This is a genomic window from Paenibacillus tritici (genome assembly GCF_013204885.1).
GTDB lineage: Bacteria > Bacillota > Bacilli > Paenibacillales > Paenibacillaceae > Paenibacillus_AQ > Paenibacillus_AQ tritici.
This window is the reverse complement of the sequence record NZ_JABMKX010000016.1, coordinates 83,330-103,410: the sequence shown is the minus strand read 5'-3', so window position 1 is coordinate 103,410 and position 20,081 is coordinate 83,330. Positions and strand designations below refer to the sequence as shown.

Sequence of the window (20,081 nt, the reverse complement as noted above, 5' to 3'; positions counted from 1 at the left end):
GGTATACCAATGCTCGACTTGCGTAAGATTGGAGCTTATATTTCGAAGCTTCGCAAAGACCAGGATCTGACCCAATTGGAACTTGCCGATCAACTGAATGTAAGTCATCAGGCGGTATCGAAATGGGAGCGCGGCGAATCGCTACCGGATATCGGAACGCTTCCGCGGTTTGCGAGGTTATTCGGCAAGACGGTTGATGACATTTTAAATGCAGGAGACCACGCAGAACATCGGGAGCACCAGCACCTGGGAACGATCGTTGAGGAGATCTCCGAGAACAGACCGGACCAAGTGGCAGAGAGGGTCAATACCGGTGAGGTGGAGGTGGAAGATCTGCTAGAAGTAGCACCGTTACTAAAAGCAAGCTCTCTGCATAAGGTTACAGAACGATTAGACAGCAGCGTGCTTAAGTTGGACTTCATCATGCGGCTGGCTCCGTTCCTTGGAGCGGGTACATTGGATGAACTGGTTAGTCAGGCTGAAGAAGACGAAATGGAGTGGGACATCATTACAGGACTCGCTCCGTTCGTCAGCGGCGACACCTTAAACCGACTGGTAGATAAATGGAATGAGGGTTCCTTGGAGTTCCACAATCTTGTTGAAATTGCCCCGTTTCTTGGAAGAGAACATATAGATCGGTTGGTACAACTAGCAGAAGAGGGCAGCTTAAGCTGGGATACCGTTCAAGGGTTGGCTCCCTTTATTAGCAGAGATACGTTAAGCCGCCTGGTAGACCGGGTTACAGAAGGCACACTCGATGCGGACCGGATCATAAGTCTCGCACCCTTTCTGGACAGGGGAAGTCTTGAGAAGCTGATTAATGGAGTGGCAGCTAACGGGAAAAGATAGTTCAACAACTACAGCGGCAGAATAAGACTTTACTTATCAAGTCTTGTTCTGCCGCTGCTTTTTTTTACGGGCAAATATTTGTCAGGACGGAATGTCCATAGCCGTCTGAATGTTTTTGAGATTGAGCTGGACCAATTACATCGGCAGGCCAGATTTCATTATGGAAAAGACCTGCGCCTACGTTTTGACTCGATTTTAGGTTATGGTAACCTGTAACTAAAGTAGTTAGTACATATTCAAAAAATTGGTTGAGATGCGAGGTGCCTTGAATGATAAGAGAAGTAGAGATGCTGGCCCAGTCCATTGCAGAATTGAAGGAGTTTTACGTGGATTCACTCGGGTTAACATTAATTACAGAAAATTCGACTTCATTTAGTGTGAAGGTTGGGGAGTCCAGCCTATCCTTTACAGAGTCTGGACAGAGCGCCCAACCTTTTTATCATTTTGCCTTTAATATACCGGAGAACCAAATCGGCGAGGCGGTGCGGTGGATCACCCCGAAAGCCGCTATAATCCCGGATCAAGACAAGCAAGTCGTATACTTCGAAGCATGGAATTGGTTCATGTCAGATCAGGAAGCGTACCCGCATACACTGACTGTACAGACCGATGTCTGCGAAGTGACGCTTGATCCTTGGAATGAAATGAAGGTCAGCGCCAAAAGGTGATTTTATCACTAGGTAAGCGCACCGATTCATGGCCTTCTTGCTTGGCTTTGCCGATGGACAGGATCATGACAGGGACATAACGTTCGTCGTCCAGATCAAAGGCGCTAACTACCTTATCACGCTCAAAACCTGCCATAGGATTGGTGTCATACCCGTGTGCACGGGCTACCAGCATCAGTTGCATCGCAAATAAACTGGCATCGACTTTGGCGATCTCTATCTTCATATCCCGGGGGAGTAGCGGGAACATACCAAGAATTTGGGAGACCTGCTTATCCCGCACCTCCTGCGGCATTTTCCCCTGCTCGACAGCCATATTATAAATCTCTTCTACATACTGTTCACTCTGCGTATCACCCAGAATAATAAGCATAGCGGCTGAGGAATCATTTTGTTGCGTATTGAATTGTACGAGAGGACGGAGTTTGTCTTTCCCTTCAGGGGTATGAACCACGATAACACGCCATGGCTGGATATTGGCAGAAGAAGGCGCTAAGCTTGCTTCATTAATGATGTCTTGCATTTCTTTTGTAGTAATCTTGACCTGCTCATCATAATGGCGGACGGAACGGCGGCCCGTAATAATACTCACAAAATCGTTGTTTTGGATATGCTCCAGCATGTAATCTCTCCTTTTGAGGTAACCCGTTTTTTTGACATTGTTGGTGCCAGTGGTTATCCTATTGTCATTATGAACTATAAACCGTGGTTTACAGCAAATCTAATTATTACGGTGTTCAGAAGGGAATGGGTTATGAAAGCGAGTGAAGTGTCCAGGCTGATGGGGCTGCCAGTATCCACCTTGCGATTCTATGAACGCAAACAGCTGATTCCGGAGCAGTATATATCAAGGGATGACAATAATTATCGCGTATATCATGAAGATGTGATTGCTTTTCTGGAGGATATAAAAACCCTGCTCAGTGTAAATTTCACTATTCAGGAAATAATTCTGCTTATCAACGAGAACGAGAATTCCTATGTAGAAAAGAATGCTTTGGTGAAGGGAAAAATTCAATATATCCAGGAGTTAGAAGAGAAGTTGAAGGCATCCAAAACATTCTTAGCGGATGTGTTAGAGGGCAATGCAAGATTTCAGACTCCGTGCAAATCTGTGGATACAATTAAATAGGAGTTGACGTATGGTACTTGTAATTAAGGTGATTCGAGTTCTGTTATTCGGAATTGTAGTTCTATTATTGGCCTCATCCATGCCAGTTTTTGCTGGAGTAACGTTGCTTTGTATTGTTGGAATTTCCATGCTTCTTAAAAGGATTGGTAGAAAATAAGAGTGTTAAGCAAAGACAACCGCTCAGGAAAGATCGACGGTTGTCTTTGCTCTGATATAAATTTGGAAGAATTCAAACAAAACAGTGGCCCTATTCCCGTCCCATAGACTCAAAATGTATAAGCATGACCCCCGACATCCGCCCACGCCAGCGTGCCGTCCGGCATCCATCCCAGCAGAGTACCTGCAGCCACGAACTCGAAGGATCGCTTTTGCTTGTCGTAGACCTGAATGGCGCCAGTCCCGGATGTATATGCCGCGAACCTGCCGTCCGGCGACCAATGGAGCCCCGATAACAGGGAGTAATCCTTCTCCCGGCGCTCATGCTCCCAGATATCTTTTGTCACCTGATCCGTAATTCGTTCATCCTGCATAACCGAAGAGGTCCCGCTTCCGATATCGTAACGGATTGTCCCGAGCGGGTTATCCTCTCCGCTGTCTGCGGGAAGCAGCAGGATCGAATCATCCTCCCAGGTCAGCGGATATACGAACAGGAAGCCGTCACTGTGGGAGAGGTAAACCGCGTTCTCCCGCGACAACAGCGTATTTCCCTTCTCATCCAGAACCAGCAAGTCCGCTCCAGAACCGATGTAATCGTCATGGGCGGTTAATACAGCGATGCGGGTACCGTCCGGCGATGAGGACATTCCGTAGACAGGCTTGTTGAACGTATGGAGCTGCTTACGGGTGAAGTCCTTCAGGTCTACCCGGTACAGCGTCTTATTGCCCGAGACCATATAAGTGAAGCCCGAATAGAAACGGTCGGCGTACATCTCATGGTAACCGTAGTCATTACCGTAGGCATCCTTTTCCTGGGGAAAAGCCGGAATCTCCAGCGCCTCGCCCTTCAGGGCGTGCACCAGATGGTGCTTCTCCTGCCCATAGAACAGGTAGGAGGGAGCCACCGATTCCCGGGTCTGGACCGGCTTGATCCAGCCCGTGTTCCAGGCAGGAACTACGCGCCTGGTACCAGAAGTGACGCCCTGGAACAGCAGGCTGCCTTCACCGTCCCCAGCTCTGATTACTACCGTGTTACGGTAGGGCAGTTCCGTGCTGGCATACTTGCGCCCGTCTGCAGTAACGGCTTCATCCAGGTTGAATGACCCGGACCAGACGCTGTCCTCATCCAAATGCAGGCGGATTTGGACAAAGCGTGGAGACTCCCATTCCAGCGTGTAACGGAATTCGGTCTCGGGATCACTGGTCTGTAGACTATTTTTCAGTGCTTGCTCCAATGATCGCTGGTCAATATCAAAGTTGGATTTCACCTGCACCAATTGTCCGCCGCCGATAATTCGCAATTGCTCAATGTAGAGAAGTGGCTCCTCTGTGTTTGAAGGTGCTGAGGGGGAAGGTGTGGCTGACATAGCCGTGGGTGATACTTCGGTCTGTGAGGATGGGGACTGGGAAGAGCCGTTCACACCGGCCTTGTCTGCCCCCTGACACCCTGAGAGGAGAGCCGCCGCCAGCACAATTGCTGCCATATAGCGCATACATAAACCTCCTGTTGTGTTCAATTGTCCTATTGTTTTCAGAGAATAGATAGATTTTCCATATTGTTATGGACGCGGATGCTGCACAGAAGTTGCAGATGCGGGTTTGACTTCAAAACGTTGCTTGGCTACCATGGAAGCAAAGGTCTGGCTGTTATGCCGACAAATAGAGGTGATTCTAAATGATAAAAGCAGTAGAGATGCAGACCCCTGCCCTAGAAGAAATGAAAAACTTTTATGTGAATACTCTTGGGTTGACGCTAGTTCAGGAACAATCAACATCTTTCAGTGTACAAGTGGGAGTGTCCAGCCTAACCTTCAAAAAGTCTGATCCAAACGGACAACCAAAGTATCATTTTGCATTCAATATTCCTGAGAATAAGATAGATGAGGCGTTGCGCTGGATCACTCCGAAGGTCCAGATTATTCTGAGCCAAGGACATGAGATTGTGCACTTCGAGTCTTGGAATGCAGACTCCATCTATTTCTATGATCCGGCAGGTAATATTGTAGAGCTGATTGCCCGGCACAATCTGGACAATTCCGCCAATGAGGCATTTTCCCCAGCGAGTCTGTTATGTGTAAGTGAGATCGGACTGCCTGTACCCGATGTAGAGGAGGCGCTGCTCAAGCTATCCCGGGTAGGGATTGTTCCTTGGCAGGATTCTAGTAGCCAGTTCGCCGCTGCAGGTGACGAGTGTGGACTGATTATTGCTGTGAAGCAAGGCCGGATCTGGTTCATGTCTGATCAGGAGGAAGCCTATCCGCATCCGCTAACTATTAAGACGGACGTCTGTGAGATTACGCTGGATTATACAGAAGGGATGCAGGTCAAGGAGCTTCGTTAAGGCTAACTGTATAGAATGAGTAAAACGGTTCTTTCTTTTGACTTCCCGGCTCCGAATGTCTACCCTGAAGTTACATAATAAGGAAAGCGAGTGAACTTATGAATAGAAGCGCTGACAGAATGAATGTTGTCATTCGGGACACGGAAGGGGTTAAGCTGTCACGCCAATTCACTTCCGTGTAGGCACACAGATACGGAGGGATAATTTTGAAGAATATGCAATCAGGCTTTGAGTACAATGGGGATTATTATGAAGCAATCGGGGATTTCATGCGGGAGCAGTATTTAACATTCGGTTTCGCCCAGGGAACGATGCAGGAAGTAGACTTTTTAATAGAGTTAATGAATTTGAAGCAGGGTACTCACATCCTGGATATAGGCTGTGGTCCGGGTCGGCATAGTCTTGAATTGGCCCGGCGCGGAATTAGAACAGTGGGCGTGGATATTTCTGCGGAATTTATCAGACACGCTAATCGGGAAGCTGTGAAGGAAGAGTTACAGGCAGCATTTCTGGTGGCGGATGCCCGCGAGTTAACGTTTGATCAGGAATTCGATGGCGCAATTTGTCTGTATGAAGGAGCTTTTGGACTGGCGGGCAGTGAAGAGAATCACCGGAAGGTCCTTAGAGGGGTGCAGAAGGCGCTGAAGCCGGGTTCCTTATTCGTGCTTACGGCAATTAATGTACTTAACTTAGCCCGGCGTATACAGGATGAGTCGTTATTTGATCCGTATTCCTGCACCGTAATCGATAAAGAAGAGGTTCACAGCCCCGAGGGTGAATCCAAAGAGGTGTTGATCTATACCACAGCTTTTACCTTCCGGGAATTACAGATGCTTCTGGTTAGTGAAGGTTTCGAAGTGGAGGCTGCGTATGACTGTAGCCCAGGACAATTCGGGAAACACTCCTTACAGCTCGGGAGCATGGAGATTATGATGGTTGCACGCCGTAAGTAAATAGTAGTGTGGTGAATGAGCAGCGGTAGCCGGGACTCTTAAGGGAGCAGGGCACCGCTTTATTTTTATCAGCACCCGTTTGATTTAGTTTACTGGACCTCAAAAAAGCTTCAAAAAAGAAACTGAGTTGAGAAGATTATGCAACTTTTGGAAGAGCGGTTCAGTCTATTATGGTGAGGTGACAAAACAACAAGTGGAGGATATTCCATGAACTACACAGGGAAAGTCGTGATTATCGGCCTGCTGTTTGGTGTTTTATTAGCAGGATGCAGCCAGAATGAAGATTCGCCTTCAAATTCTTCACCCACTCCTGCAACTGAACAAAATCAGAATGTAAATTCCACCAATAATGAAGGTGAAGGAATGGCAGAAGCAGAGCCCCTATCTTATACAGCAGAACAAAAAAATGAAATTAGTGAAGCTGCTAAGAAAGCCGGATTAGATGAAGTCTACATCCCTACAGTAGGTTTAGGTAGCGATGATTACATGGATCGTGTTGAAGCTAAAGAAAATCAAGTCCGTATTGTATTTATTCGTGGTTCAATCACTCAATCCAAAGAAGAACTTAAACCCACTAACGAGATTGCTTCGACTAAAAAAGTTGAGCTTTCTAAAGATGTATCTGGGGAGTGGATTACTGAAGAGAACGGAGCAACGTATTTATATTTTGAAATAGACGGGCTGCATTTCAGTATGCAGTCAGCTAAAGACATTTCTCAGGGTGATTATGAGAGAGCAGCTGCTTCGCTTAAACCATTACTCTGAACAAAGAAGATGTGGACGGATTGGTTACTGACCATCGCAAATCATCCAAATTTGTACTGAGTTTAAGTGAGCTTTGTATAGCAAATGAACCTTTTCCCCGCTCCATTTGTTTATAAATTGCCAGACTCTGAGCAGTGAAGCTTAACAAACAAAGCGGAGGGGATTACAGGTGTCTATGATATTAGCTATGCATATTGCTACACATCTGCTTACGGGCAGTTTCATTGTATCGATGGTGCTCATGCGCTATGAGATTTCTTTCAGGGAAAAGATTGTTCTGCTCGGACTGAACTCGTTCCTGGGAATTGTGCCGGATCTGTTGGGGAACAGGTATGTATCTCCTTGGTCGCATTCCATTATAGTCATGGGGCTGGTTATGGTTCCGATTGTGTTCCTGTTCAGGCTGCTGCTGAAAAAATATTCGTATACCCATTTGTACCTATGTCTTGCGGGGAGTGTGCTGGGTCATATTCTGGTGGATTATTTGGGACATGGGGTGCATTTGGTCTATCCGCTGTCCAGCGAAGCTTATACCCTTCCTTTGATCTATCTCGGTGATCCTACGGTTTGGGTGCCTCTGTTACTAGGTGTAATGGGTTTTGTGCTTCCGGTGTCGTTGGGCAGGAGACGGGTGCTTAATACGGGCTGTGCTGTGTTTATTGTCCTGTATCTCAGTCTTAAGCTTGCCATGCTAATGCAACTGGAACAAGGGCTTCCGCGTAAATTCACTCTCACTCCACAGGCAGCCGTTCAGGTGTATCCGCTCGGGGATTATCAGGTTCACAAGCTGAGTGATTTTTGGAAAATGAGGTTTGATGTCATCGACTCCCAGCGAAGGGTGCTTGGGGTGTTGCCTGTCTTGGGCGGAGAAGTCCAGTTGGACGTGAATATGCTCTTTGCCGCGAAGGGTGATATTGTCCGAAGTAATACGGGAAAAGACGGACTGGAGTACGTATACCGGATGCTCCCTGCTGAGGATGAGGTTTTTTTTGAAGTGATGGAGGAGAGCAGCGAAGGGCGCGCCGGAGAGATTGTTGCACGCGACCAGGAGGAGAATCCCCGTTATTTTATCTATAAGGATGGAGAGTGGCAGGAAAACGCGAAGAAGTAGACTGTTGCAGAGAAGGGGACAGCACGTGGAGGATATCAATGCACTTATTCAAAAGCTAGACTGGGACACACCTGAAGCCGAACAAGCGGAGGCTATTCAGAAGCTTCAGAACATCCAGGATGAGGAGCTTCATCTATTGTTGCAGCCGCTAGGCAAAGAGTATTGGGGCGGAGCGGCGGAGGTTATTGTTAAGCTGGGCTATCCCCGCGTGAAGCCTATCTTGCCCGGACTGCTGGAGTGGATTCAGGACATGAATTGGCCGGGATCACGCCGGATTGCTCCTTTGTTGAGAGAGATCGGTGATCCGGTGATCCCCTATATTCAAGATGTTTTCAGGAATCAGAGTCAAGATGAGGAATGGATGTACTGGATCTTCGAAATGATCATCGATTACTGGAACAAGGAGCAGATCGTTCAGATTCAGGAGGAGCTAATCCGGCTAACTGCAGGAGGAACGATAGGTCTGAAGGCACTGCGGATTCTATGGGTCCACCAGATCTATCCGGGAGAAGCCGTTCTACTACTGTTAGAGGACAAGAAACAGAGGGCCCTTGCAGAGATCGCTCAGCTGGAGAATACGTATCCCGGCATCGATTGTGAAGCGCTGAAAAGAGGATTCAGTGAAGGGATCTTCAAACCGGGATTATGCAAATCTTATTTGGAGCAGCATCGGGAAGAATTCAGCTTCTGTAACCGGAAATCCAGTCTTCATGACTTCGTAAGTGAAATCGAGGAGCTTGTAAGTAAGGTGTCAGGCACCGAGTAACACCACGCGCTGAAGGATCAGTCCGGTAATGCTCCGGCCTGTGAATGATCTTAATGCAATCTTAATGTCTTGGCGTAATTCTTAACGCTATATTAATGCCGGACATGATATGTTGAAGATCACGGAATAGTCTTCTGTGGTCTTTTTGTTGTGTCAGGGGAACAGGTGCAGATGGGGTACAACCAAGATCCTACAAATAACAAGCGAGTGGTGAAACCAAAGTGATTTCATTCTTAAAACGATTTTTAATTGGCAGGCCCTTAAAGTCCAGTGAATTGGGAGAGCAAAAGTTAAATAAAAAGAAGGCGCTGGCTATACTGTCTTCAGATGCGCTGTCATCCGTGGCCTACGGGCCGGAGCAAATCCTGATTGTTCTGGTTACGATTGGGGCAGCCGCCTTCTGGTATTCGATCCCGATTGCGCTGGGTGTGTTGATCCTGCTGACCGCGCTCATTCTGTCCTACCGGCAGATTATTTTTGCTTATTCCCACGGCGGGGGCGCCTATGTGGTGTCCAAAGAGAACCTGGGCAAGTATCCGGGGTTAATTGCCGGCGGTTCGCTGCTGGTTGACTATATTTTAACGGTGGCTGTAAGTATATCGGCGGGTACAGATGCCATCACCTCAGCGTTTCCCAGCCTGCATGAGCATAAAGTGGTGATTGCCATTGTGTTTGTGCTTCTGATCACGATTTTGAACTTAAGAGGGGTCACGGAATCTGCCTCCGTCCTCGCTTATCCGGTCTATTTATTCGTCCTGGCCTTATTCATCCTGATTGGTACAGGTCTGTACAACATCTTGTCAGGTAACGTTCCGGCGGAACTGCATACCTCACTGGGTACTCCGGTAGCGGGGATTAGCCTGTTTCTATTATTGCGCGCCTTTTCTTCCGGGAGCTCTGCGTTAACGGGTGTAGAAGCGATCTCCAATGCCATACCGAATTTCAAAAGCCCGGAAGCTTCCAACGCCTCCAAAACCTTAATCGCTATGGGAGTGTTACTGGCTGTGATGTTCTCAGGCATTGTGGTGTTAGCCTATTATTACGGGATTGCTCCCCGCGCTGACGTCACTGTTGTCTCGCAAATTGCCGAGCAAACCTTTGGCCGGAATGCGATGTACTATTTTATCCAGGGAACGACGGCATTAATCCTGATCCTGGCTGCCAATACCGGTTATTCCGCCTTTCCATTGCTGGCCGTGAACCTTGCCAAGGATAAGTTCATTCCGCGAATGTTCACCATGCGGGGGGACCGGCTGGGTTACTCCAACGGTATTATCATATTGGGCGTGCTGTCCATGCTTCTGATTTATGTCTTTGAGGGGAAGACGGAGCAGCTGATTCCTTTATATGCTGTAGGTGTGTTCATTCCCTTCACGTTATCGCAAAGCGGGATGATGGTGAAATGGCTCCGGGAAAAGCCTGCGGGCTGGGTGCCAAAGTTCATCATCAATACAGTTGGCGCTCTGATCAGCTTCGTTGTAACGATGATGTTCTTCATGACCAAGTTTACGCAGGTATGGCCGGTGTTTGTCTTTCTGCCGATTCTGCTCCTGGTGTTCCACCGGATTCATAAGCATTATGAGGCCATTGCGGATCAGCTTAGAATTACTACCTGTGAGGAGACGATTAAGATTGAAGGCAATGTGATTATCGTGCCGGTAGCCGGGATCACGCATGTCGTGATGAACTCCCTGGAGTATGCCAAGTCGCTGTCTCCGCAGCAGATTATAGCCGTCTACGTGCCCTTCGAGCGGGAAGATGAAGCGGTGTTCGAGGAGAAATGGAGAAAGTGGCAGCCGGACGTAAGGTTGGTCACCCTATATACTCCTTATAGAAGCATCATACAACCCTTGACCAAATTTATTGATAAGGTGAATTGGAAGGCCGCAGAGCTGAACCATAGGGTAACGGTAATTATTCCACAGTTCATTCCGAAGAAAGGCTGGCATAATATCCTTCATAATCAATCGAGTCTGCTGATACGCGCCCGTCTGTTGTTCCGCAGCGATGTCATTGTCACTACGGTGCCTTATCATTTGAAGAAGTGATGGATTATAAAAAAGCCTGCACCCCCATACCGGGCGTGCAGGCTTCTTGCTGTTATTACGGTTCGTCGACTCAGCCCAGCTTAAGCAGCCTGCTTCGCAGGCAGCATACGGCGGACCAGCTTCGCCAGCTCCATCACAATGACAGAGCCCAAGGCGAGTCCGGTTGCGGTCAGCCAGTGGCTTATCCCGAAGGAAGCTGGGATCGAGAAAATATCTCTGACTCCCGGCAGCACTGCGATGCCATAAAAGGCAAAGCAGATCATGACCGCGCCGATTACATATTTGTTGCTGAAGAAGCCGGCTTCCACAGAGGTCTGACTGTTGGAGCGGGCGGCGAAGGTCTGCAGGGTGCGCGCCAGAATCAGCGTGGTGAAGGCCATCGCAATCCCCATTTCATCCGAATGCTGCAGCCCGATATACTGGGAGATGATGACGGCAATCCCGATCAGCAGACCACGGGTAATGACCGCCTGCATCATCCCGCCAGCGAAAATGCCTTCGCTGATGTCCCGCGGCTTGCGGCTCATTACATCCGGCTCGGCTTTTTCCATGCCCAGCGCAATCGCCGGGAGGGAGTCATTCGCCAGGTTAATGAACAACAGCTGAATGGCCGTGAACGGATTGATCCAGTCGAAGATCAGGGCGAACAGGATGGCGATGATCGCCCCCAGATTGCCGGCGAACAGATAGGCTATGGCCTTCTTGATATTATCGAACACTGTCCGGCCGACAGCAACCGCATTAACGATGGATACGAAGTTATCATCGGTCAGGATCATGGCCGCCGAATCCTTGGCCACATCGGTTCCGCTGCCCATGGCTACACCGATATCGGCCTGCTTCAGGGCCGGTGCATCATTGACGCCGTCGCCGGTCATGGCGGTGATTTTGCCTTTACGCTGCCAGGCACGGACGATTCTGATCTTGTTCTCAGGGGAGACACGGGCATAGACACCGATCTGCTCCAGCCTGCTGTCCAGCTCCTCCTCGGACATGGCATCCAGCTCCTGGCCGGTGACTGCAATCTCATGCTCTGCCATCAGTCCGATATCGCGGCCGATAGCCTGGGCTGTAGTCTTGTGGTCCCCGGTAATCATAATCGTGCGGATACCGGCTTTGTTGGACTCGGCAATGGAGCCGTATACAGCCTCGCGCGGCGGGTCGATCATCGCCGACAGGCCGACCAGTACCAGATTCTGTTCATCTGCAAGGCCCACCTCAGTAACTGTATTCGGCACCGTCTTATAAGCGTAAGCCAGCACCCGCAAGGCCCGGCTGGAGAACTGTTCGTTGGCTTCAGTGAAGCGCTCCAGCACCTCCGGTGTCAGCGGAACCTCCTGGCCGCTCAGCAGTACATGGGTACATCTGCTGAACAGGACATCGGGGCCGCCTTTGGTCAGCATGGCTTTCTGCCCCTCGAAGGTATGCAGCGTTGTCATCAGCTTGCGCTCGGAATCGAACGGCAGCTCGGCTTCGCGCGGGAAGTTGTCACGGATCTCACGGTAATCCCGGTCCTTGCTGTTACTGAAGGCAATCAGAGCGACCTCGGTGGGATCGCCCAGCTCCTTGCCTTCCTCGTTGATGTTGGAGTCGTTGCAGAGCACTGCAATATGCAGCAGTCTGCGTGCTTCTTCCGACCATTCATCCGCCTTCAGGCTGAACTGCTCCTGCGGTCCTCCGGGCAGGAAATAATCGACAACCGTCATTTTATTCTGGGTCAGGGTCCCGGTCTTGTCGGTACAGATTACGCTGGTTGAGCCCAGGGCTTCCACTGCGGGAAGCTTGCGGATAATGGCATGCTGCCGGGCCATCTTGTTCGTGCCCACGGAGAGAACAATCGTTACGATGGAGGACAAGGCCTCCGGGATCGCGGCGACGGCTACAGCCACGGCGAACATCAGGGCATTCAGAATCGCTTCGGTGGTATCAACCGCGTCATTCGAGAGCCAGACGCGCGCGGCCTGAATAGAGAAGATGAGGACGGACAGCAGCAGGACAGCGATGCCCAGCTTCTTCCCGAAGCTCTCCAGCTTGCGCTGAAGGGGCGTCTGCTTCGCTTCCGCACTCTCAATCAGACCGGCAATCTTCCCAAGCTCGGTGCCGAGCGCCGTTCCTGTGATGACCAGCGTTCCCCGGCCATAGACGACCAGCGAGCCGCTGAAGGCCATGTTGCGCCGGTCCCCAAGCGGAGCCTCCTCTGCGATCGGCTCGATATGCTTGTCCACGGCTTCGGATTCGCCGGTCAGCATGCCTTCGTCGATCCGCAGACTCCCGGATTCGATAATCCGTCCATCCGCAGGCACGTAATCGCCTGCCTCCAGGAAGACAATGTCGCCCCGGACAAGCTCCCTTGCCGGAATAGACCGCAGCGCCCCGTCCCGGATAACCTTGGCTTCGGGGGCGGACATCTTGCGCAGCGCGTCCAGTGAGCTCTCCGCCTTGCGCGTCTGAACCACGCTGATGATTGCATTCAGAATCAGCACTACAAAGATGATGATGGACTCCATAAGATGCCCCATCACAATCTGAACCGTTGCCGCGATGAGCAGGACAACTACCATAGGATCTTTGAAATTCTCCAGAAACAGCTTCCAGAGCGGGTCTTTCGGTTTGCCTTTCAACTCATTATAGCCTTCCTTGGCGAGCCGGTTGTCTACTTCAGCAGACGTAAGCCCGCTCGTGGAACTGTGGACCTCTTCCAGGGTGTCTGACACACTGTGGCGGTAATACTCCATTAGATACAAGCTCCTCTCCAGTGTTTCTTTGTCTGTATGGTTCAAATCTACGTTAGGAATGATGACAAGTTTCAGCATTCTCAGCTCCGGCTGCTAATTAGTTATACCCTAATGGGTGATTTGTATATAAAATAAAATGAGATAATCCTTTATCTGGAGCTGGATTTGGGATGCATTGATCCATAATGTTGCACATTGTGCAGCTTTGATTTCTCGGCACTAAGTATGACTGAGAAATGTTGCATCAAATGCAGGAATTGTCCCGATTGAGCCATATGAAGGGGGAGAAATACTGCCTTTTCTGCAACAAGTTTGGATTTGGAGCCATGTAATGAAGGAAATATTGCACTATGATCAGGATTTCGGAGAAGCGAGAATGAAGAGGAAGAAATAAAGGTCAAAGATTACAAAGACGCTAAGGCCCGATGCCCTTGGCGTCTTTTTTGTGCCTTATTAGAGCAAAACCCATAAATAGTGGTATTTTTCCCAATGAGGGGTTCCTTATGCCGGAGAGAGACTAGCACTATAATATGAAGGCGGTTACATAAAACCGAGGATGAATATAAAAGGGGAGGCAAAGTATGAAAAGTATGAAGCGTGTTTTAGCGGGGCTCTCAACAGTGCTCGTGATGTCATCTGCTCTGGCAGGATGCGGCGGCGGGAATTCGAATTCCAGCTCGTCCGGTACAGAAGCAACGACAGCTCCAGCAGCTACAACTGCCGCAGAGGCTACCAAAGCTCCAGCAGCCGGATCTGGTGAGAAGGTAACCATCAATCTCTGGAGCTTCACCGACGAAATTCCGAACATGACCAAGAAGTATATGGAAGCGCATCCTGATGCGAATGTGGAATTCAAAACTACGGTAATTGCAACGACAGACGGCGCTTATCAGCCTGCACTTGACCAGGCGCTGGCAGGCGGCGGGAAGGATGCCCCGGATATTTATGCAGCGGAGTCCGCATTCGTACTTAAATACACGCAAGGCGATGCATCGACCTATGCTGCCAATTATGCAGACCTTGGACTTGATGATCAAATGGTAAAAGATGCTGGCATCGCCCAGTATTCTGTAGATATCGGCAGTACAACTGACGGTCACCTGAAAGGTCTCGGTTACCAGGCTACAGGCGGTGCCTTCATCTATCGCCGCTCCATTGCGAAGGATGTCTTCGGAACCGATGATCCGGCCAAGATCAAAACAGAGGTTGGACCCGGCTGGGATAAATTCTTCGATGCAGCGAAGAAGCTGAAGGCTAAAGGATATGGTATCGTATCCGGCGACGGCGACATCTGGCACCCGATTGAGAACAGCTCGGACAAGGGCTGGATTGTAGACGGCAAGCTGCACATTGATCCGAAGCGTGAAGAATTCCTGGATCTCTCCAAAAAGCTGAAAGACAACGGCTATCATAACGATACAACCGACTGGACAGAAGCATGGTATGCAGATATGTCCGGTGCAGGCGCTCAACCGATCTTCGGATTCTTCGGTCCGGCCTGGCTCATCAACTACGTGATGAACGGCCAAGTGAAGGATACAAACGGCGACTGGGCTGTTACGGAACCGACTACAGGCTTCTTCTGGGGCGGCACCTGGCTCTTGGCCAATGCCGAAGTAACCAAGGATGATGCGAAGAAACAAGCGGTTGCAGATTTCGTGAAGTGGGTTACACTCGACAGCTCGGAAACGGGACTCCAGTATTACTGGGCTAACGGTACGATGAAAACGGGCGAACAAGGCACGAAGGATAGCGTAGCTTCCTCTGTGGTGATGTCCAAATCCAATGGTGAAGTTCCATTGCTGGGCGGACAGAACATGTTCGACGTCTTCGTTCCGGCCAACGCGAATGCTTCAGGTAAGAACCTGACCCAATTTGACGAAACGATCAACAAAGCCTGGCGCGAACAGGTACGCGAGTACACTGCAGGCAATAAGACCAAAGAAAAAGCAATCGAAACCTTCAAGTCGCAAGTCAAAGACCAGCTGGGTATTGAAAGCGAATAAGCATAAGAAGAATTCGGAGGGGCGGGGGGATTTTTCCCGCCCCTATAATCAACTAAAGAGGTGAGAGCATGCGCCGCAAGGATGTCAGCTATGCGAAATTCGGTTATATCTTTACATTTCCCTTTATTCTTGCCTTTCTAATCTTCTCACTGTATCCCATTCTGTATACGGCAGTGATTGGATTCACGGATATGAAGGGGCTCATTCCCAAGCCTATACATATCCTCGATAACCCGTTTCAGAACTTCAAGGATCTTCTCTTCGATAATGTGTCCTTCCGCAAGTCCCTGATCAACACCGGACTGCTCTGGATTACGAACTTCGTTCCACAGATGCTGCTTGCGCTCTTGCTGACCGCATGGTTCACCAACCGGCGTCTTAACATAAAAGGGCAAGGATTGTTCAAGGTTCTGCTCTATATGCCGAATATCATTACCGCGAGTACCATCGCCGTATTGTTCAGTACTTTGTTCGCCTATCCGATGGGACCGGTCAACAGCTTGTTTCAGATGCTGGGATGGACCGACGGCCCGGTCTTCTTCCTGCAGGATAAGACGACAGCGCGCGGCATCGTGTCTTTCATCCAGTTCTGGATGTGGTACGGGAACACCATGATCGTCCTGATCGCAGGGGTTATGGGAATTAATCCGGCGCTGTTCGAATCGGCTGCGATTGACGGGGCGAACGGGTTCCAGACCTTCTTCCGGATCACGCTGCCGAGTCTGCGTACCATATTGCTGTTCACCCTGATCACCTCGATGGTAGGCGGTCTGACCATGTTCGATATTCCGCAATTATTCCTTGCGGGCGGACCGGATGACTCTACGCTTACTACGTCCATGTTCATCTACGGGCAGGCGTTCAAGGGCAGTTACATGTATAACCGTGCTGCAGCCGCGAGTATGATTATGTTCCTGATATCTGCCGTACTGTCCGGCTTGCTGTTCTACGTCATGCGTGACCGCGATGCAGCCAAAATGAAAAAAATCCAAAAACAAACACACAGAAATGCTGCCAAGACGGCTGCTAGGGAGGTGTAAGCCATGCAGAAGAATCGGGAAAGCGGGAAAGTCACCCAATCCATTAACAAGACGATTATCTATGTGGTTTGCATCGCTTTGGCGGTACTCAGCATTCTGCCGTTCTGGATCATGTTCGTCAACGCTACGCGCTCTACACCGGAGATTCAGAGCGGGCTCTCGCTGCTCCCTTCGAGCCACATGATGAGCAATCTGAAGGTGCTGCTCGACAAGAGCTTTGATCCGCTGCAAGGCTTCATGAACTCCTTCATCATTGCCAGCTCGGCCACCCTGTGTACGGTCTACTTCTCATCCCTGGCCGCTTACGGACTGGTAACCTACAGCTGGAAGCTGCGGGGCGCGTTCTTCACCTTCATTATGTGCGTGATGATGATTCCTTCCCAGGCCAGTGCCATCGGCTTCTATCAGTTCATGTATAAGCTGCACTGGACCAATAACTTCCTTCCGCTGATCTTGCCTGCGATTGCAGCGCCTGCGGTGGTGTTCTTCATGCGTCAATACCTGCTCGCTACATTATCCATTGAGATCGTAGAGGCAGCCCGTGTAGACGGGTCCGGCGAGTTCCGCACCTTCAACCGGATTATTATGCCGCTGATGATGCCGGCGATTGCGACTCAAGCGATTTTCGCTTTTGTGGCCAACTGGAACAACCTGTTCATGCCGCTGATCCTGCTTACACAGAAGGAGAAGTATACGATGCCTATCATGGTAAGCTTGCTGCGCGGGGACATTTACAAGACGGAATTCGGCTCGATCTATATGGGGCTGGCGCTGACAGCGTTGCCGCTGTTCGTGGTCTACTTCCTGCTGTCCCGGTATATTATCGCGGGTGTAGCACTGGGCGGAGTCAAAGAGTAACAGAGTAAACGGATCGGATTCAGGATAGCTGTGAAGACCAAACATACTGCAGAGACGGGTCCATTCCGGTGGATCATTCTACTGCAGTTTTTTTGTGCTACATAGGACGGATTAATGCTACAATTCTTGTTATATAATCTAAGATAATGGAGGCAGGGATGAATTACAGCATAAGAGCCGCAAGCGCTAGGGACCTGGATGGTCTATGTTCAATCAGAAATCATGAGGGCTTATTCCGCAAGTATCTGGATCAGGATCACCAAAGGGAAGGATGCTTCATAGTCGCTGAGATGGACGGGAGGATTGCAGGGTTCGTGGTTCTGAAGCTGAGCGGGAACCGGATTCCCAAACTGAGTGATCTCTATGTTAAAGAAGCCTGCCGGGGAAAGGGTGTAGGCTCGGCTCTGATTCGTTATCAGGAGAATATGGCCCGGACGCTGGGCTATTCGGAACTCTTTGTCAGTGTTGATCCGCAGGAGAATCCACGGATGATACAGCTGATCACCAGACTCGGGTATGCAGCGGTTACAGAGCCTTACCTGAAAACAGCTATATTTTATAATGAAGACGGTACAGCGTATGAAACCACATATACAAGAGTGGATTTGAAAAAGCGGTTGAATAATTACTTTATAGGAGGAATAGAATGAGAATCGGATTATTAATTATTGATCTGCAGGAGACTCATCTGGGCAAGGTGGAGCAGCAGGTGATTGACAAAGCCTGTGAGTATATTAATTATGTCGCCGGGCTGCTGCGCGGCAAGGGCCATGCTGTCATTCATATTCAGGACATTGAAGGCATGGAGCCTTCAGAGGAAGCGAAGTTCAACATCATTCCCGGAATTGAGGTTCAGGAGACGGATTTCAGAGTGAAGAAGGAGTACTCGAATGCATTCTGGAAGACGGATCTGGAACAGATTGTGCGGGAGCAGAAGATCGACCTGCTGATACTCTCCGGTTATGCTGCGGAGCATTGCGTACTGTTCACCTATAACGGGGCTGCGGAAAGAGGGTTCAAGGCTGTTCTGCTGCAAAATGGCATTCTTAGCTCACACAGTGATGTGATCCCGGCAACCTACAGAGACCGGAGTCTGATCTCTTATCCGGTGTTAGAAGCGTTAGTCCAGTCTTAACAAAAAAACACTTCAAGAGCCCTTGGGCACCTGAAGTGTTTTTTAAGTGAATGTTACTTGCCTTCAATACGGGCTAATTCTTCATGCACGAGAGGGGCCACCTTGGTGCCCAGCAGCTCAATGGCACGCAGTACCTCGCGGTGCGGCATGGTGCCGACATTCACATGCAGGAAGAAGCGGGTCACGCCAAGGTTCTTGCGCAGCAGTATGATCTTCTCGGCCACGAATTCAGCGTCACCGACATAGAGGGCGCCGCGCAGACTCCGGGCATCGTCAAAGGCTGCACGGTTATACGTTCCGCCCCAGCCCCGTTCGCGTCCGATGACATTCATCTGGGCTTGGGTGGATGGATAGAACAAGGCAGCCGCCTGTTCGGTAGTCTCTCCTACGAAGCCGTGGGAGTGCGTGGCAATCTGCAGCTTGTCGGGATTATGCCCTGCGCGTACAGCGGCTTCCTTGTACAATTTGACGAGCGGAGCGAACCGCTCCGGCATACCGCCGATGATGGCGAAGGCGATGGGCAGGCCGAGTGTTCCGGCCCGCACAGCAGACTCGGGATTGCCGCCGCTGGCGACCCAGACGGGAAGCGGCTGTTGCACCGCACGGGGATAGACCGGAAGATTATGAATCGCCGGACGATGTCCGCCGCGCCAGGTAACCTTCTCGGAAGCCCGGATCGCCAGCAGCAGCTCCAGATTCTCCTCGAATAATTCATCATAATCCTCCAGGCTGTAACCGAACAGCGGGAACGATTCAATGAAGGAACCGCGTCCGGCCATAATCTCTGCCCGGCCGTTCGAGAGGCCGTCCAGCGTAGCGAAAGCCTGATACACCCGAACCGGGTCATCCGAAGACAATACGCTGACTGCACTGGTCAGTCTGATCCGCTTGGTTGTAGCTGCCGCTGCGGCCAGCACGACAGCCGGAGCGCTGCCTGCATAGTCGGCCCGGTGATGTTCACCAATGCCATATACGTCCAGGCCCACCTGGTCGGCGAGCACAATTTCTTCTACAGCTTCCCGCAGCCGTTCGGCATGGCTGATAGTCTGCCCTGTCACCGGATCGGGTGTAGTCTCCAAAAACGTGCTGATTCCAATTTCCATTCGTTGTTTATCCTCGGCCATATCTGTCCGCCCCTTTCTTCATGTAATCATTCTACTATGCTTTATAATGTTTCTCAACTTTAGTAAGTGAATTGGGGATTTTTATTATTGTATAAAGAAGACTCCTTAATTAGCAGATCGACCCATGTACGCAGAAAACCGAATACACTTGGCAGGTAGGAGGGTACGGGGGTGCGGGGGTGCGAGGGTGCGTAGGCCGAATGTAATCGGAAAACCGAACACAATTGGACTGGACGCGCCGCCGTAGCCCGAATGTAATCGAAAACCGAACACAACTGGACTGGAAGCGCCGCGTAGGCCGAATGTAATCGAAAAACCGAACACAATTGGACTAGGTGCGCTGCGTAGGCCGAATGTAATCGAAAAACCGAACACAATTGGACTGGGTGCGCTG

The 20,081-nt window shown here is 50.1% G+C and carries 18 protein-coding genes; 14 read left to right on the top strand and 4 right to left on the bottom strand.

Translation table 11 applies throughout. From position 1 onward, the window contains the following. The first annotated feature begins 9 nt into the window (after positions 1-9). On the top strand, positions 10-849 hold the full coding sequence (locus tag HQN87_RS25005; protein ID WP_173138893.1) for a helix-turn-helix transcriptional regulator: 840 nt from the start codon (positions 10-12) through the stop codon (positions 847-849). Positions 850-1,118: 269 nt separating this feature from the next. Beyond that, positions 1,119-1,517 (top strand): VOC family protein, encoded by a 399-nt coding sequence (locus HQN87_RS25000; RefSeq protein WP_173138891.1) that lies wholly within the window; start codon positions 1,119-1,121, stop codon positions 1,515-1,517. Here the strand turns inward: HQN87_RS25000 and HQN87_RS24995 are convergent. Continuing rightward, complete coding sequence (locus tag HQN87_RS24995; RefSeq protein WP_173138889.1) at positions 1,501-2,139, bottom strand: nitroreductase family protein; 639 nt, start codon at positions 2,137-2,139, stop codon at positions 1,501-1,503. The genes HQN87_RS25000 and HQN87_RS24995 overlap by 17 nt on opposite strands. Between HQN87_RS24995 and HQN87_RS24990 the strand changes: the two genes are divergently transcribed. Beyond that, complete coding sequence (locus HQN87_RS24990; protein WP_254075657.1) at positions 2,128-2,649, top strand: helix-turn-helix domain-containing protein; 522 nt, start codon at positions 2,128-2,130, stop codon at positions 2,647-2,649. The genes HQN87_RS24995 and HQN87_RS24990 overlap by 12 nt on opposite strands. Before the next feature lie 266 nt (positions 2,650-2,915). Here the strand turns inward: HQN87_RS24990 and HQN87_RS24985 are convergent, their stop codons facing one another. Then, complete coding sequence (locus tag HQN87_RS24985; protein ID WP_173138888.1) at positions 2,916-4,298, bottom strand: WD40 repeat domain-containing protein; 1,383 nt, start codon at positions 4,296-4,298, stop codon at positions 2,916-2,918. Between the two features lie 182 nt (positions 4,299-4,480). On the opposite strand from HQN87_RS24985, the gene HQN87_RS24980 reads away from it, so the two are divergent. The 6 genes from HQN87_RS24980 (at position 4,481) to HQN87_RS24955 (ending at position 10,789) form a co-directional block, all read left to right on the top strand. Further along, positions 4,481-5,146 (top strand): VOC family protein, encoded by a 666-nt coding sequence (locus HQN87_RS24980; RefSeq protein ID WP_173138886.1) that lies wholly within the window; start codon positions 4,481-4,483, stop codon positions 5,144-5,146. 215 nt (positions 5,147-5,361) lie between these two features. After that, positions 5,362-6,099 (top strand): SAM-dependent methyltransferase, encoded by a 738-nt coding sequence (locus HQN87_RS24975; protein WP_254075665.1) that lies wholly within the window; start codon positions 5,362-5,364, stop codon positions 6,097-6,099. A gap of 207 nt (positions 6,100-6,306) precedes the next feature. Further along, positions 6,307-6,864: a hypothetical protein gene (locus HQN87_RS24970; protein WP_173138882.1), complete on the top strand. Its 558-nt coding sequence runs from the start codon at positions 6,307-6,309 to the stop codon at positions 6,862-6,864. 175 nt (positions 6,865-7,039) lie between these two features. Continuing rightward, on the top strand, positions 7,040-7,975 hold the full coding sequence (locus HQN87_RS24965; protein WP_436836494.1) for a metal-dependent hydrolase: 936 nt from the start codon (positions 7,040-7,042) through the stop codon (positions 7,973-7,975). Positions 7,976-8,000: 25 nt separating this feature from the next. After that, a complete protein-coding gene (locus HQN87_RS32835; RefSeq protein ID WP_173138878.1) occupies positions 8,001-8,741 on the top strand; it encodes a DUF5071 domain-containing protein in 741 nt (246 codons plus the stop codon). A 221-nt stretch (positions 8,742-8,962) separates the two neighbouring features. Continuing rightward, positions 8,963-10,789, top strand: coding sequence for an APC family permease (locus HQN87_RS24955; protein ID WP_173138876.1), 1,827 nt, complete (start codon positions 8,963-8,965; stop codon positions 10,787-10,789). 80 nt (positions 10,790-10,869) lie between these two features. On the opposite strand, the gene HQN87_RS24950 is transcribed toward HQN87_RS24955, so the two are convergent. Further along, positions 10,870-13,524 (bottom strand): cation-translocating P-type ATPase, encoded by a 2,655-nt coding sequence (locus tag HQN87_RS24950; RefSeq protein ID WP_173138971.1) that lies wholly within the window; start codon positions 13,522-13,524, stop codon positions 10,870-10,872. A gap of 581 nt (positions 13,525-14,105) precedes the next feature. On the opposite strand from HQN87_RS24950, the gene HQN87_RS24945 reads away from it, so the two are divergent. The 5 genes from HQN87_RS24945 (at position 14,106) to HQN87_RS24925 (ending at position 18,563) form a co-directional block, all read left to right on the top strand. Beyond that, positions 14,106-15,530, top strand: coding sequence for an ABC transporter substrate-binding protein (locus HQN87_RS24945; RefSeq protein WP_211721229.1), 1,425 nt, complete (start codon positions 14,106-14,108; stop codon positions 15,528-15,530). 68 nt (positions 15,531-15,598) lie between these two features. After that, a complete protein-coding gene (locus tag HQN87_RS24940; protein ID WP_173138872.1) occupies positions 15,599-16,570 on the top strand; it encodes a carbohydrate ABC transporter permease in 972 nt (323 codons plus the stop codon). Between the two features lie 3 nt (positions 16,571-16,573). Beyond that, positions 16,574-17,428, top strand: coding sequence for a carbohydrate ABC transporter permease (locus tag HQN87_RS24935; RefSeq protein ID WP_173138870.1), 855 nt, complete (start codon positions 16,574-16,576; stop codon positions 17,426-17,428). Between the two features lie 158 nt (positions 17,429-17,586). Beyond that, entirely contained in the window at positions 17,587-18,078 is a 492-nt protein-coding gene (locus HQN87_RS24930; protein ID WP_173138868.1) for a GNAT family N-acetyltransferase, read from the top strand. Continuing rightward, complete coding sequence (locus HQN87_RS24925) at positions 18,075-18,563, top strand: cysteine hydrolase family protein (protein WP_173138866.1); 489 nt, start codon at positions 18,075-18,077, stop codon at positions 18,561-18,563. Before HQN87_RS24930 ends, HQN87_RS24925 begins: the two co-directional genes overlap by 4 nt. A gap of 53 nt (positions 18,564-18,616) precedes the next feature. Here the strand turns inward: HQN87_RS24925 and HQN87_RS24920 are convergent, their stop codons facing one another. Next, positions 18,617-19,687: an LLM class flavin-dependent oxidoreductase gene (locus HQN87_RS24920; protein ID WP_254075656.1), complete on the bottom strand. Its 1,071-nt coding sequence runs from the start codon at positions 19,685-19,687 to the stop codon at positions 18,617-18,619. Positions 19,688-20,081: the final 394 nt, after the last annotated feature.

Coding starts and splice junctions, on each gene's coding strand:
- HQN87_RS25005 (WP_173138893.1), top strand. CDS start 10: ATGCTCGACTTGCGTAAGATTGGAGCTTATATTTCGAAGCTTCGCAAA.
- HQN87_RS25000 (WP_173138891.1), top strand. CDS start 1,119: ATGATAAGAGAAGTAGAGATGCTGGCCCAGTCCATTGCAGAATTGAAG.
- HQN87_RS24990 (WP_254075657.1), top strand. CDS start 2,128: ATGCTCCAGCATGTAATCTCTCCTTTTGAGGTAACCCGTTTTTTTGAC.
- HQN87_RS24995 (WP_173138889.1), bottom strand. CDS start 2,139: ATGCTGGAGCATATCCAAAACAACGATTTTGTGAGTATTATTACGGGC.
- HQN87_RS24985 (WP_173138888.1), bottom strand. CDS start 4,298: ATGCGCTATATGGCAGCAATTGTGCTGGCGGCGGCTCTCCTCTCAGGG.
- HQN87_RS24980 (WP_173138886.1), top strand. CDS start 4,481: ATGATAAAAGCAGTAGAGATGCAGACCCCTGCCCTAGAAGAAATGAAA.
- HQN87_RS24975 (WP_254075665.1), top strand. CDS start 5,362: ATGCAATCAGGCTTTGAGTACAATGGGGATTATTATGAAGCAATCGGG.
- HQN87_RS24970 (WP_173138882.1), top strand. CDS start 6,307: ATGAACTACACAGGGAAAGTCGTGATTATCGGCCTGCTGTTTGGTGTT.
- HQN87_RS24965 (WP_436836494.1), top strand. CDS start 7,040: ATGATATTAGCTATGCATATTGCTACACATCTGCTTACGGGCAGTTTC.
- HQN87_RS24950 (WP_173138971.1), bottom strand. CDS start 13,524: ATGGAGTATTACCGCCACAGTGTGTCAGACACCCTGGAAGAGGTCCAC.
- HQN87_RS24945 (WP_211721229.1), top strand. CDS start 14,106: ATGAAAAGTATGAAGCGTGTTTTAGCGGGGCTCTCAACAGTGCTCGTG.
- HQN87_RS24940 (WP_173138872.1), top strand. CDS start 15,599: ATGCGCCGCAAGGATGTCAGCTATGCGAAATTCGGTTATATCTTTACA.
- HQN87_RS24935 (WP_173138870.1), top strand. CDS start 16,574: ATGCAGAAGAATCGGGAAAGCGGGAAAGTCACCCAATCCATTAACAAG.
- HQN87_RS24930 (WP_173138868.1), top strand. CDS start 17,587: ATGAATTACAGCATAAGAGCCGCAAGCGCTAGGGACCTGGATGGTCTA.
- HQN87_RS24925 (WP_173138866.1), top strand. CDS start 18,075: ATGAGAATCGGATTATTAATTATTGATCTGCAGGAGACTCATCTGGGC.
- HQN87_RS24920 (WP_254075656.1), bottom strand. CDS start 19,687: ATGGCCGAGGATAAACAACGAATGGAAATTGGAATCAGCACGTTTTTG.